The organism is Hyphococcus sp., assembly GCF_965228385.1.
GTDB lineage: Bacteria > Pseudomonadota > Alphaproteobacteria > Caulobacterales > Parvularculaceae > Hyphococcus.
The window spans coordinates 2,588,071-2,601,286 of record NZ_OZ245810.1 but is presented as its reverse complement, the minus strand read 5'-3'; the positions used below and the strand labels follow the sequence as shown (position 1 = coordinate 2,601,286).

Genomic DNA, 13,216 nt, shown 5'->3' with positions numbered 1-13,216 from the left:
GGGGTGGCGCCGCCTAAACCGGCGACGCTAGTCTCGCTTTCGCACTACGAGGTGCGTGTCACATTGTCAGATTCGACATCACGATGTCAGCCTGAATCCGCTTGATCAGTAAATTAGCGCGCCTCAGACTCTCGGGAGAGTGCATCAATGCTGATCGGAAAATTGGTTTTGTATTTTTTTGGAAGAAATTGTCCGAAAATAGCCTAGCGAGGACGGCGCTCCGAAGCAAAAATGCAACGCAAGCAATGCCGTTGGGGACCATACCGGCTAGATGACACCAACCAAGTTACTGATCGGCCAATTCTTGATCGTCGTGATCATTATCGCAGGGGCGCTGTGGGCGGCGACCCAATGGACGGCCTACGAACTAGGATTTCAGGCGCGTCTCGGCGCGCCATGGTTCACGCTGTTCGACGCGCCGATCTACAAACCATGGCGGTTATTCCAATGGTGGTACGCCTACGAGGCTTATGCGCCGGAGGTTTTTAACCGCGCCGGGATCATGGCGGCTGGTGGCGGGTTTCTCGGCGCCGCCGCCGCAATCGCTGGATCGCTGTGGCGCGCGCGTTCTCAAAAGTTCGTGACGACCTATGGATCTGCGCGCTGGGCGAAGACGCGCGACGTCGAGGAAGCAGGCCTCTTGAAACCGGACGGCGTCTTTCTCGGGCGCTGGAAATCCGACTATCTACGCCACGACGGCCCCGAGCACGTCATGGCGTTCGCGCCGACACGCTCAGGCAAGGGTGTCGGCCTTGTGGTGCCGACATTGCTGTCCTGGACGGAAAGCGCCGTCATTCACGACATCAAGGGCGAGAACTGGGCGCTGACAGCGGGTTGGCGCGTGCGCTTTTCCCATTGTCTCTTGTTCGATCCGACTAATCCCGCGTCGGCGCGATACAATCCCCTGCTGGAAGTGCGCCGCGGCGAGAACGAAGTGCGCGACGTACAGAATATTGCTGACATCCTTGTAGATCCCGAAGGCTCGCTCGAACGCCGGAACCATTGGGAAAAGACAGGCCACGCGCTGCTTGTGGGTGTCATCCTGCATGTTCTTTATGCCGGATCAGAAAAGACGCTTGCCGGATGCGCGGTGTTTCTCTCCGATCCGCGCCGCAGTTTCGAGACGACCCTGAAACTGATGATGTCGACCAATCATATCGGGACCGATGCTTCGCCGCGCGCGCATCCCGTGGTCGCGCAGGCGGCGCGCGAATTGCTGAACAAATCGGAAAACGAACGCTCGGGCGTTCTCTCAACAGCAATGAGCTTTCTTGGGCTTTATCGCGACCCGGTCGTCGCGCGCGTCACATCCGCAAGCGACTGGCGTATTGCGGACCTTACCGAAAGCGACCGGCCGGCCTCGCTCTATCTCGTGGTGCCGCCGTCGGATATCTCCCGGACGAAGCCGTTGGTCCGCCTCATCCTCAATCAGATCGGGCGAAGACTGACGGAAACGCTCCCGGGTGAAAGGGGAAGGCGGCGCGTTCTAATGATGCTCGACGAATTCCCGGCGCTCGGCCGGCTCGATTTCTTCGAGTCGGCGCTCGCCTTCATGGCGGGTTACGGCGTCAGGGCCTTCCTGATCGCGCAGTCGCTTAATCAGATCGAGAAAGCCTACGGGCCGAACAATTCCATTCTCGACAATTGCCATGTGCGTATTGCGTTCGCCACTAATGACGAGCGGACGGCGAAACGCATCTCCGACGCCCTCGGGACGGCGACGGAGCAGCGCGCGCAACGCAATTATGCGGGCCATCGTCTCGCGCCCTGGCTCAGCCACGTCATGGTGTCGAGCCAGGAGACGCAGCGCGCCCTCATCACGCCGGGCGAAGTCATGCAACTTCCGCCGGATGACGCCGTGGTCATGATCTCCGGCGCGCCGCCCATCAAGGCGAAAAAGCTTCGCTATTACGAGGATGCGAATTTTACTGAACGAACCGGCGCGCCGCCGTCGGCGCCAATGTTGCCGGCGGCGCGTCCGGACGATTGGGCGTCAGCTTGCCGGAAAACAGACAGGAATCTTGCAGCGGACGATGCGGCGCTTCCGTCAGGCGGCGATGAGGGCGGACTTGAGCCGCAGCTCACGCCGGCGCCGGAGAAGGCCGAAAGGAAGATCGACGAAGATCATGAGAAGCCGGAGCGGGAATTGTCGGAAGAGGATTTCGCCGACGGCGCCGGCGATGACGCCCGCAAGGCAACGGCGGAGCGCGTAAGGCGTGCGGCCGCCCTCGATCGCGTCGACAAAGATTTGTTGCCCGATTTTTGACCATGGCGAAACGTCGCGTTCATGTGAGGTTAAGCGATCGCGTCTGGGCGGACCTCGACAATGCCGCACAAGGGCCCGGCGTCACACAATCCGCCATCGTCGAGGATGCGCTGCGCTGCTATTTTGACCCTGACGCAAAAGCCGGGCGTGAAGCGGTGATCCTGAAGCGGCTTGACGCCATCGATCTGAGACAAGGCGCCGTTGAGCGCGACGCCGCGATCATTCTCGAAACGCTAGGACAATATGTGCTTTACTGGTTGACGCGAACGGAGCCGCTGCCGGAGGGCGAACGTGATGTCGCCCATAATCTCGGGCAAAGACGCTTCGACTATTTTATCGAGCAGGTGGCGGCAAAGATCGGCGAGGGGAACAACCTTGCCGGGCGGGTCTGCAAGAGCGATCCGCTCGGCGAGTAACGGGCGGCGTTTAATGAAAATTCCGCCCGCCGGGGAGGATTCTCTCCATGTGTTTGGCGCGCTCCATGCGGCGCCGGAAATCGCCCTTCCTTAAATCCTCGATTACCGACCGCTTGAATTCGTCCGCCCTTGAAAGCCCGTCATCCATCTCGCCGTGATAGTCGCTCAAGTCAGCGAGCTTCGGCGTCAGATTGAAAAGCCGCCGGGCGACGACGTGGATGACATCGCCCTCGCGTTGGAGGACGCCGGAGACGCCAAGGAAGCGCGCGCCCAGAACCTCCCGGCGAAAGCGTTCAAAGACTTTCGGCCAGATGATGATATTAGCGATCCCGGTGTCGTCTTCGAGGGTCGCGAAAATGACGCCCTTCGCGGTGCCCGGCCGCTGGCGCACCAGCACGAGGCCCGAAACCGATACGAGCCTGCCGTTCGTCATCTTCCATAAGTCTTCATTGGCGGCGTAACGCGCCGATTGAAGCCAGCCGCGCAGGAACGAAACCGGATGACGCTTGAGCGACATCTTGAGGGTCTTGTAGTCATAGGCGACTTCTTCGCCGAGCGGCATGGTCGGCAGTCGCACTTCCTCTTCCTTGCGGAAGGCGCGCTCGGCGGCGAAGAGCGGCATCTCATCGTCGCCCTTCACTTTGTCGAGACCCTGCACGGCCCAGAGCGCATCACGGCGCGAGAGCCCGAGCGATCCGAAGGCGTCGGCGTTGGCGAGAATTTCGAGTGATGCCTGAGAGAGCCCTGTCCTGAGCCAGAGGTCACGAACGGAATCGTAACCGACGCCGCGACATTCCTCGATGCGTTCTGCGTCTTTCTCCGGCAAGCCTTTGACCAGCCGGAATCCGAGACGCACCGCATGATTTGCCCGCATCGACTTTTCCATATCGCGATGACGGGCATGAATGTTGCGAAGCTCCTCGACCGGTTCGAGCGTCAGGTCGCTAAAGGAGCGATTGACATCGACGGGCCTGACTCCGACGCCATGTTCGCGCGCGTCGCGGACGATCTGCGCCGGCGCGTAAAAGCCCATGGGCTGTGAATTCACGAGCGCGGCGCAGAAGACATCGGGATAGCGGCATTTAAGCCAGCAGGAGACATAGACAAGCAGCGCGAAACTCGCCGCATGGCTTTCAGGGAAACCATATTCGCCGAAACCCTCGATCTGCTTGAAACAGCGTTCGGCGAACGCGCGGTCGTAGCCGCGCGCCGCCATGCCTTCGACCATCTTGTCGTGATATTGATGGATCGTGCCCGCCCGCCGGAAGGTCGCCATGGCGCGGCGGAGCCCGTCTGCTTGCGTCGGTGTGAAGCCGGCAGCGACGATGGCGATCTTCATGGCTTGCTCTTGAAACAAAGGCACGCCGAGCGTGCGGCCGAGAACGTCTTCCAGATCCTTGCTCGGATATTGGACCTTTTCGAGCCCGTCTCGGCGGCGCAAATAGGGATGCACCATGTCGCCCTGGATCGGTCCCGGCCGGACGATCGCGACTTCGATGACAAGGTCGTAGAAATTGCGCGGTTTGAGGCGCGGCAGCATCGACATCTGCGCCCGGCTTTCGATCTGGAAAACCCCGAGCGTGTCGGCCTTGCAGATCATGTCGTAAACTTCCGCTTCTTCGGCCGGGATCGAGGCGAGGTCGAGATCGACGCTGTAATGTTTTCTGAGAAGCGTAAACGCCTTGGCGATGCAGGTCAGCATGCCTAGCCCCAAGACATCGACCTTGATCATGCCGAGCGCGTCGAGATCGTCCTTGTCCCATTCGACGAAACTGCGCTCCGGCATGGCCGCATTGCCGATGGGAATGACTTCCTCCAGCGGTCCCCGCGTCATGACGAACCCGCCTGTGTGTTGTGAAAGATGGCGGGGGAAGCCGATCAGCTCTTTCGAGAATCGAAGCGCGTGACGCAAGGTGAGATCGGCGGGATCGAGACCCTGTTCCTTGACGCTCGTTTCATTGACGCCGGACGCATCGCCGCCCCAATTACTTTTGGCGAGCGACGAGATGACGTCTTCGGATAGCCCGAACGCCTTGCCGACTTCACGCACCGCGCTTCTGGTGCGGTAGGTGATGACCGTCGCGGCGATGCCAGCGCGGTCGCGTCCGTATTTTCTGTAGATATACTGGATTACCTCTTCCCGTCGCTCATGCTCGAAATCGACGTCGATATCGGGCGGCTCGTTCCGGTCCGCCGAGATGAAGCGCTCGAAGAGAAGGTCGATGCGCGCCGGATCGACTGAGGTGACGCCGAGGCAGTAACAGACAGACGAGTTCGCCGCCGAGCCGCGGCCCTGACAGAGAATGTCTTGCGAGCGGGCATAACGCACAATGTCGTAAACCGTCAGAAAATAGCGCGCATAGTCGAGCTGTTCGATGAGCGCGAGTTCGTGATTGAGCGCGGCGACGATCTTTTCGGGAACACCATCAGGATAACGCGCCTTGGCGCCCTCCCAGGTGAGGCGCACAAGTTCTTCCTGCGGCGTGGCGCTGACCCCGCATGTTTCTTCCGGATATTCATAGCGCAGCTCATCGAGTGAGAATTGCGCGCGCGCCGCCACATGCAAGGTCTCTTCGATGGCGGCCGGGTGCTCCTTGAAAAGGCGCAGCATTTCCGCCGGCGGTTTTAGATGCCGCTCGGCGTTGGCTTCAAGGGCGCGGCCTGCGTCAAAAACCGTACAATGTTCGCGAATGCAGTGGACTACATCAGCGAGCCGCCGGCGTTCAGGCGCGTGATAGAGAATGTCGTTGACGGCGAGCAGCGGAACGCGGGCGGTCCTCGCGGTCAGCGCGAGTAAATTGAGTACCCGGCGGTCGTCGTCGCGAAACCGCCGCGCGCCGGCGAGCCACACCGACCCCGGAAAGGCGGCGCGGAAGTCATTCAATGTCTGGGCGACTACCGGCGAGAAGGGATTGTCAGTCAGACATGCAAACAATTGCCCCTCGCCAAGGTCCAGCGCGTCAGCACGAGAAATTTCGCAATCGCCTTTCGCCGCGCGCATTTTTCCGCGGGTAAGCAATTTGCAGAGCCGCCCATAGGCGGCGCGGTCCGACGGCCAGCACAGCATGTCGGGCGTGCCGTCTGTGAATTTAAGCCGCGCGCCTGTGATGAACCGGAAGCCGATCTCCTTTGCGGCCGTATGCGCGCGCACGACGCCGGCGAGCGTGTTGACGTCGGTGACGGCGACGGCGTCGAGGCTGAGCTTCGCCGCCTGGAACACCAGTTCGTCCGGATGCGACGCGCCCATGAGGAAGGTGAAATTGCTCATGGCGGCAAGTTCGGCATAACCGGTCATGCGAAAAACCCGTGCAGGAACCAGCGGGGATTGGTCGTCTCCGCGCCGTAGAGCCCCTCGCGAAAGAGCCAGTAGCGGCGGCCTTCCGCTGTCTCGACGCGGTAATAGTCGCGCGTCAGTCCCGCCATCTCTTTGCCTTGCCATTCATCGGCGATGCGTTCAGGGCCGTTGGCGCGGGCGACGGCATAAGCGACGCGCCGCCATTTGAACCGGATCGGCGGGCCGTCCGGAACTTCGGCAAGAGCTTCTATTTCTTCCGGGCGCGGCAACAGTTTCACCGGCCGCACACGATTGACGGGACCCACATCCGTTTGCATCGCGGTATTGAAGACCGGCGTGAAGTGCGCCGCCCGTTCCGGCAGATGCGTGTCGCGAAAACTGATGCGGCGGACGTTTGTCGCCCCGAGCCGGTTGCTGAGGCGGTCTTTCAGTTCTGCGAGTGCTTCGTCCTGCGCCTCCCTGTCCGATTGCAGATCGAAGGCGGCGCGCTGCCGGACGCCAAGCGGGCGCACGTCGAACGCAGAGAGACGCAACAGCTCGAAGCCGAAGCCTGCGTCATAGTCGTCTTTCAAATCGTCGAGCCTGTTCTCAAAAAGCCGCGCGATATGTTTTGCATCGCGGGCCGGCGCGCTGGCGCCAATGCTCATTCGCGTGACCGCGTTGTCGACGCGAAAGAGCGCCAGCTCGAAACGCCGCGCCCCGGCGCTGTCACGCGCAAGGTCTTCAGCGAGATCATTGGCCAGCGGCGCCAGAATGGATTTGACGGCGTCGATGGTGGAAACCGGTTCGGCGAGTTTTCGTTCAGAATAATAACGCGGCGCCGGAATGATCGGAACTAGCGGTTCCGCCTCCGTCCCGAGCGCCTGCCCAAGACGCGATAAAAGCACTTTCGTAAATCGCGCCGTCAGGGGACTGCGCGGCATATTGTAAAGCTGACCGACGTTCTTGAGCCCGAGCCGTCTCAGGCGATCGGATAAGTCCGGCGGCAGGCGCAGCGCTTCGACCGGCAATGAGGCGATGGCGACGCGATGCGCGCCTCCACCAGCGATCTCCAGATTTCCAAAGCGCGCTATCGCCCAGGCGGCGCCGGGCGTATCCGCAATCGCAACGCGCATGGAATATCCGGCGCGCGCTATGCGCTGTCTGAGATCGCGAAGTATCGCTTCCTCACCGCCGAAAAGGCGCTGGCAGCCGGTGATATCGATGAAGATTTCGCCGGTCGCCTGAACCGAAACCACAGGCGAATAGCGCATCAGCGCTTCGGCGAGACGGCGGAAACTTTGCGTTTCCTCTTCGGCATTAGCGTCGACGGCGATGAGTTTAGGCTCGATAGCGCGCGCATCGGCGAGCGCCTGGCCTTGATAGAAACCGAGCTTTGCGGCGCGCACGTCCATGGCGCGGATGCGCAAGGCGCTTTTCGCCTTTTCATGGATAACGATCGGCGCGGACGCTTCTTCAAGCGACGGCCGTTGTTTCTTCGAATGGTCCGTCGGCCATCGCGGGAACCACGCCGCGAGAATGCGGCGCGGCCTCGACAAGTCTTCTTTCTGCATGATCCCATTCCAATACCCACCACCCGCGACCCCCGTCGCGGCTTTTTTCGAGGACCACGTCCCAACGCGGCCTCCCTAATCCCCGTTCGTCCAATGGATCTTCCGCGCTTGGCGCCGGGCTCACGCGCCAGCGCGTACGCGCGGCGCTCGGGCCTTCATCACGAGCGTCCCGAAGCAGGAACAACCTCGCGCCCGATTGTTCGGCGCCGAGTTGCAAGCGCCGCGTCGCCGTCAGATCAAGCAGCGAATGCGGTTTCCAGAATTCGATAAGAACAATTGCATCGTGTCGCGCTGCTTCTTCCGCCGCCCAGAGAACGGCCTTCTCGTCGCGGGCGTGAACGAAGATGCAAAGCGCGCTATCGACGCCGTAATAGTTTAAGCCGCAGCCGTAAGGGACGCCATCGTGAAATGCATCGCGCGTTTGTCCGATCCAGATGATCGGCTGCGCGCGTCCGGCGCTTGCGGCGCCGGCGAGCGCAAGCGCAAGACCGAGAACCGAAGGCGCATCGCGATAGTCGCCCGCGCGGAATTCGTGAACGGCGCCGCGCGCAAGCGAAACAGGTCCGCAGGCGAGATCGTCCGCCTCCGGAATACCGGCGAATTCCCGTTTCTCTATGTCGGCGATGCGCCGCCGGAGCCCCGCAAGGCTCCTGCGGCGGGCGATGGCGTGCATCCCGCGAATTCCGTTTTCAGCTATGGACGAGGATTAGAACAAAAAGAGAACTTTTGAGTCAAGCGGATCGATTCTACACTGAACATTCCGTCGCTAAGACCTTGAATCCAAAGGCCCTAGAAAATCGGATCGCCCTCGGGGTCGATCAGTTCGGCGTAGTTGTTTTTGACCGATCCGACATCATTGGAGACCGGATAGGCCGTGAGCCATTCGTCGGGGCAGGATTTGAGGAGCGCGCGATGCGCGTCGCCCCAGGGTTCCGGTCCGATCCAGAGATCGACATTGGCGGGATCGAGAATGACCGGCATCCGGTCATGAACGGCGCCCATGACCTCATTGGCGGGACAGGTGATGATGGTGAAAGTGCGCGGATTATCAGGATCGACCTTGTCGTTGAAAGCCCACAGACCCGCTAGCAGCATCGGCTTTCCGTCGCGGCGCTTGATCGCATAGGCCTGTTTCGATTTTCCGGGGCCGCGCCGCCATTCATAAAAGCCGCTGATCGGAATGACGCAGCGCATCTTGTTAAGCGAGCCCTTCCAGGTCGCCTTTTCTTCGATGGTTTCAGCCTTCGCGTTAATCGTTGAAAATTTCGGCTTGTCCTTCATCCAGATCGGGACAAGGCCCCATTTCATTTGCTCGATATGGCGCTCGCCGTCGCGTTCCGAGCAAATGAGGACGTCATGGGTAGGGGCGGTATTCCAGTTCGGGCGAAAATTCGTCTCTGGCGGCTCGCCTTTCAGGTCGAGAAGCTCGCGAAATTCTTCCCATGTCAACGAAGCCCAAAATCTTCCGCACATGACGCCATCATGCCTGAAGGAGACCGCCGGATAAAGTCTGAGCGCCGAGGGCCGCGACGGGCCTTATCTTTCGACGTTTTGCGAATGGGTTCGATTGACCCTTGAGTTTCCGAACTATCGGCGCCGCGCCCGCCTGATGACAATCGGGCCTCATTGAAGACAATGAGAAGGCGCTCAATCAATGCCGCACCCGGCAAGCCAGGAAACGACCTCAAAACGCAGAACCGCTATGCTGCGCTCGGCCTTTCGCGGCGCCGTTGCAGCAGCGCTCGACGCCGATGATGTCATCGAGGTGCTCGCCAATCCTGACGGGTCGATCTGGATTGAGAGGGCAGGCGTAGGTCTTGCGCGTGAAGCAGAAACTCTCGATGCTGAAGCGCGCGAGCGCATTATCAGGCTGGTCGCGGGCAGTGTCGGCGAGACTTGCGACCGCGCCAATCCCGTCATCTCCGCCGAACTGCCAGGCTCCGGCGAACGCTTCGAAGGCGTTTTGCCGCCGGTTTCGGAAGCGCCCTGTTTTGCGATCCGCAAACCCGCCGTCGCGCCGTTTACGCTGGACGATTATGTGACGAGCGGCGCCCTGGCGCCGGCGATAGCTGATGCGCTGCGATCCTCACTCGCCACGCGCGCCAATATCGTCATTGCCGGCGGCACCTCGTCGGGAAAGACGACGTTTACGAATGCGCTGCTTGCTGAGCCCGCTTTCGCGGAAGAGCGCGTTGTCATTCTCGAAGACACAAGGGAACTGAAATGCGCCGCAAAAAACGCGGTCGCGCTCAGAACCCACGGGGAGCGCGCAAGCCTGTCGCGTCTCGTCCGGTCCACCATGCGGCTACGCCCCGACCGCATCATCGTCGGAGAGGTGAGGGGCGCCGAAGCGCTTGATCTCTTAAAGGCGTGGAACACCGGCCATCCGGGCGGCGTCACGACGCTGCACGCAAATTCTGCAGAAGGCGCGCTGTCGCGGCTAGAGCAACTCGCGGCCGAAGCGACAAGCGCGCCGCCGCAACGGCTTATCGCGGACGCGGTCGACGTCGTCCTCTTCATGTCGCGCCATGACGGCGTGCGGCGCATCGAAGACGCGCTGCGCGTCATTGGCGTCGACGGCGACGCTTACGAATTCGCGCCGCTCTGCGAACCCAAACTTGTTCCCCAAATTAAAGGAGAGACCCATGAAAACTGTTAGTATGAATATGGCGGCGCGTCGCGTGCTTGCTGCGGGCGCTGCGCTTGTGCTCCTTGTCGGCACGGCGCACGCCGCCGGTTCCGGGATGCCCTGGGAAGGCCCGCTCGACCAGATCCTGCAATCGATCGAAGGCCCTGTCGCGCGCATCGCCGCCGTCATTGTCATTATCATGACCGGCCTGGCGCTCGCCTTCGGCGAGTCGTCGGGCGGGATGCGCAAACTCATCCAGATCGTCTTCGGTCTTTCCATCGCCTTCGCAGCGACGAGTTTCTTCCTCGCTTTCTTCTCCTTCGGCGGCGGCGCCGTTCTTTACTGAGAGAGGCGAGTAATGGACGGTTTCGAAATTCCCCTGCGCCGGTCTCTGACCGAGCCGATCCTCATGGGCGGCGCGCCGCGTTCGGCCGCAATCCTGATCGGCACCATCGCTGCGGCATTGGCGCTCGGGCTTCGTCTCTGGATACCGGGGCTTCTCGTCTGGCTCGCCGGACATACGGGCGCCGTCATGGCGGCCAAGGCCGATCCCGATTTTATGAGTGTTGCAATCCGCTCCCTACGTCACAAGGCGCATCTTTCATGCTGAACTTACGTGAATATCGCGACAAGCCGCGGCTGCTGTCGGACTATCTCCCGTGGGCTTGTAGCCCGGCGCCGGGGATCGTCCTCAACAAGGACGGGTCGTTCCAGAAGACCTTCCGCTATCGCGGGCCTGACTTAGAGAGCGCCACCGACGCCGAACTCGTTGCGGCGACGGCCCGCGTTAACAATGTGCTGCGCCGTTTCGGATCGGGCTGGGCGCTCTTCTTCGAAGCGGTTCGAGTCGAGGCTCATGATTATCCGCATTCGGATTTTGGCGACGCCGCGTCCTGGCTCGTCGATGAAGAACGGCGGTTGCGCTTCGAAGGCGGCCTCGATGGCGAAACCGGCGACCAGTTCGAAAGTCATTATTACCTGACGCTGCTGTGGTTGCCGCCTGCGGACGCGAAAGGCCGCGCCGAACGCGCCCTCATCACCCGGTCTGAAAAGCACGGAACCGATGACTGGCGCCGGCGGCTGGACACGTTCATCGAGACCTGCGTGCGCGCCTATGATCTCCTGTCGGCGGCGCTTGTCGATATCGAGCCATTGAGCGACAGCGAAACCCTTTCCTATCTTCATTCTTGCGTGTCGGCGAAGCGCCATCGAATTGCGGCGCCGGAAATCCCCGTCTTCCTGGACGCCATATTGGCCGACGAGCCTTTTACCGGCGGGCTCGAACCGATGATCGGCGACCATCATCTGCGGACGATCACCATTCTCGGGTTTCCGGCGTCGACCATGCCGGCCATTCTCGACGATCTGAACCGCCAGGGATTTCCTTATCGCTGGGCGACTCGCTTCATCGCCATGGACAAACCCGAAGCTGAAAAGGTGCTGGCGAAACAGCGCCGGCACTGGTTTGCAAAACGAAAGAGCATGGGCGCGGTCATTCGCGAAGTCATGTTCAACGAACAGGCCGCGCTCCTCGACAATGACGCAGACAACAAGGCCGCCGACGCGGACGCCGCCCTTCAGGAACTCGGAAACGATCTCGTCTCTTTCGGTTACGTCACCACCACGGTGACGGTGATGAGCGAGGATATTTCGGAGGTCGAAGACCGGTTGCGCGCGGCCGAGCAGATCATCAATGGCCGCGGCTTCACAGCGATCCGCGAAACCTTGAACGCCGTCGAAGCCTGGCTCGGGAGCCTGCCGGGCCATGTCTACGCCAATGTCCGCCAGCCGATTCTCCATACGCTGAATCTCGCGCACATGACGCCGCTCTCTTCCGTATGGGCGGGCGAGGCGCGCAACGAGCATCTATCCGCCCCGGCGCTTATCCAGGCGCACACCAACGGGACGACGCCGTTTCGGGTGAATCTCCATGCCGGCGATGTAGGCCATACGCTCGTTGTCGGACCGACCGGCGCCGGCAAGTCGGCGCTCCTGTCGCTGATCGCGATGCAATGGTGTCGCTATCATGACGCGCAGATTTTCATTTTCGACAAGGGCCGCTCCGCGCGGGCCGCAACCCTCGCCATGGGCGGCGCCCATATCGATCTCGGCAGCGACGGCGCACCATCGCTGCAACCCTTGAAGGACATTGACAGCGAGACCGGCGCTGCGTTCGCCGCCGACTGGATCGCCGGGCTCGCGGCGCGCGAAGGCGTTTCGATAACGCCCGATAAAAAAGAGGCCCTGTGGTCGGCGATCAGGTCGCTGAGCACGGCGGAACAGCGAGAGCGCACCATCACCGGCCTCGTCATGTTGTTGCAGCATGATGAGCTGAAATCCGCGCTCCATCCTTTCACCCTTGAAGGGCCTTACGGGCGGCTCATCGACGCCGATGACGAAACGCTGGCGCTTGCCGACACGGTCTGTTTCGAGATGGAATCGCTGATGGCGTCGCCGGCTGCGGTAGCGCCCGTCGTCACTTATCTCTTTCATCGTCTGGAGGCCCGCTTCGACGGGCGGCCAACGCTCATCATATTGGACGAAGCCTGGCTGTTCCTCGACAGCCCGCTTTTCGCGGCGCGCATCCGCGAGTGGCTGAAAACCCTGCGCAAGAAAAATGTCGCTGTCGTCTTTGCAACACAATCGCTCGCCGACATTGCGGGCGCCTCGATCGCCCCGGCGATCGTCGAGAGCTGCCCGACGCGCGTGTTTCTCCCGAACGAACGCGCCTTAGAGCCGCAGCAGCGCGAAACCTATGAACGCTTCGGGCTTAATCCGCGACAGGTCGAGATCATCGCGCGGGCGACGCCGAAGCGCGACTATTATTTTCAGTCGCCCTTGGGCGCGCGCATTTTCGAGCTGGGACTCGGCCCCGTGGCGCTCGCTTTTTGCGGCTCATCAAGCCCCGCCGATCAAAAACTAATGGACCAGATCATCGAAACCGGCGGGCCGTTCGCCGAAGAATTCCTGACCCGGAAAAATCTCAAATGGGCCGTCGATATTTTGCGCCAGTGGCCCGGCGCCGCGTCATCGTGCATGGCGGCTGAGTAGGAGGAT

The 13,216-nt window shown here is 61.3% G+C and carries 10 protein-coding genes; 6 read left to right on the top strand and 4 right to left on the bottom strand.

Annotated elements, in window-relative coordinates; genetic code table 11:
* Positions 1-271 precede the first annotated feature (271 nt).
* A complete protein-coding gene (locus tag ACQK2Q_RS12130; RefSeq protein WP_425410002.1) occupies positions 272-2,266 on the top strand; it encodes a conjugal transfer protein TraG in 1,995 nt (664 codons plus the stop codon).
* A gap of 2 nt (positions 2,267-2,268) precedes the next feature.
* Positions 2,269-2,682: a CopG family transcriptional regulator gene (locus ACQK2Q_RS12125; RefSeq protein WP_425410001.1), complete on the top strand. Its 414-nt coding sequence runs from the start codon at positions 2,269-2,271 to the stop codon at positions 2,680-2,682.
* 10 nt (positions 2,683-2,692) lie between these two features.
* Here ACQK2Q_RS12125 and ACQK2Q_RS12120 read toward each other — a convergent pair whose 3' ends face one another.
* The 4 genes from ACQK2Q_RS12120 to ACQK2Q_RS12105 all read right to left on the bottom strand — a co-directional run bounded on the left by ACQK2Q_RS12120 (position 2,693) and on the right by ACQK2Q_RS12105 (position 9,003).
* Complete coding sequence (locus ACQK2Q_RS12120) at positions 2,693-5,977, bottom strand: error-prone DNA polymerase (protein WP_425410000.1); 3,285 nt, start codon at positions 5,975-5,977, stop codon at positions 2,693-2,695.
* Positions 5,974-7,530, bottom strand: a complete 1,557-nt coding sequence (locus ACQK2Q_RS12115; RefSeq protein WP_425409999.1) for a Y-family DNA polymerase — start codon at positions 7,528-7,530, stop codon at positions 5,974-5,976. Before ACQK2Q_RS12115 ends, ACQK2Q_RS12120 begins: the two co-directional genes overlap by 4 nt.
* Positions 7,433-8,203 carry an ImuA family protein gene (locus ACQK2Q_RS12110; RefSeq protein WP_425409998.1) on the bottom strand — a complete coding sequence of 257 codons (771 nt, stop codon included), beginning with the start codon at positions 8,201-8,203 and terminating at the stop codon, positions 7,433-7,435. The genes ACQK2Q_RS12115 and ACQK2Q_RS12110 overlap by 98 nt, the downstream gene beginning before the upstream one ends.
* A gap of 116 nt (positions 8,204-8,319) precedes the next feature.
* Positions 8,320-9,003, bottom strand: coding sequence for an SOS response-associated peptidase (locus ACQK2Q_RS12105; protein ID WP_425409997.1), 684 nt, complete (start codon positions 9,001-9,003; stop codon positions 8,320-8,322).
* Between the two features lie 181 nt (positions 9,004-9,184).
* Between ACQK2Q_RS12105 and trbB the strand changes: the two genes are divergently transcribed.
* From trbB to trbE, 4 genes are read left to right on the top strand one after another with little or no spacing between them, the layout of a single operon-like run.
* On the top strand, positions 9,185-10,189 hold the full coding sequence (gene trbB, locus ACQK2Q_RS12100; protein WP_425409996.1) for a P-type conjugative transfer ATPase TrbB: 1,005 nt from the start codon (positions 9,185-9,187) through the stop codon (positions 10,187-10,189).
* Positions 10,176-10,505 (top strand): TrbC/VirB2 family protein, encoded by a 330-nt coding sequence (locus tag ACQK2Q_RS12095; protein WP_425409995.1) that lies wholly within the window; start codon positions 10,176-10,178, stop codon positions 10,503-10,505. Before trbB ends, ACQK2Q_RS12095 begins: the two co-directional genes overlap by 14 nt.
* Before the next feature lie 12 nt (positions 10,506-10,517).
* Positions 10,518-10,769, top strand: a complete 252-nt coding sequence (locus ACQK2Q_RS12090) for a VirB3 family type IV secretion system protein (protein WP_425409994.1) — start codon at positions 10,518-10,520, stop codon at positions 10,767-10,769.
* Positions 10,763-13,210, top strand: a complete 2,448-nt coding sequence (gene trbE, locus ACQK2Q_RS12085) for a conjugal transfer protein TrbE (protein ID WP_425409993.1) — start codon at positions 10,763-10,765, stop codon at positions 13,208-13,210. Before ACQK2Q_RS12090 ends, trbE begins: the two co-directional genes overlap by 7 nt.
* Positions 13,211-13,216: the final 6 nt, after the last annotated feature.

Coding starts and splice junctions, on each gene's coding strand:
- ACQK2Q_RS12130 (WP_425410002.1), top strand. CDS start 272: ATGACACCAACCAAGTTACTGATCGGCCAATTCTTGATCGTCGTGATC.
- ACQK2Q_RS12125 (WP_425410001.1), top strand. CDS start 2,269: ATGGCGAAACGTCGCGTTCATGTGAGGTTAAGCGATCGCGTCTGGGCG.
- ACQK2Q_RS12120 (WP_425410000.1), bottom strand. CDS start 5,977: ATGACCGGTTATGCCGAACTTGCCGCCATGAGCAATTTCACCTTCCTC.
- ACQK2Q_RS12115 (WP_425409999.1), bottom strand. CDS start 7,530: ATGCAGAAAGAAGACTTGTCGAGGCCGCGCCGCATTCTCGCGGCGTGG.
- ACQK2Q_RS12110 (WP_425409998.1), bottom strand. CDS start 8,203: ATGCACGCCATCGCCCGCCGCAGGAGCCTTGCGGGGCTCCGGCGGCGC.
- ACQK2Q_RS12105 (WP_425409997.1), bottom strand. CDS start 9,003: ATGTGCGGAAGATTTTGGGCTTCGTTGACATGGGAAGAATTTCGCGAG.
- trbB (WP_425409996.1), top strand. CDS start 9,185: ATGCCGCACCCGGCAAGCCAGGAAACGACCTCAAAACGCAGAACCGCT.
- ACQK2Q_RS12095 (WP_425409995.1), top strand. CDS start 10,176: ATGAAAACTGTTAGTATGAATATGGCGGCGCGTCGCGTGCTTGCTGCG.
- ACQK2Q_RS12090 (WP_425409994.1), top strand. CDS start 10,518: ATGGACGGTTTCGAAATTCCCCTGCGCCGGTCTCTGACCGAGCCGATC.
- trbE (WP_425409993.1), top strand. CDS start 10,763: ATGCTGAACTTACGTGAATATCGCGACAAGCCGCGGCTGCTGTCGGAC.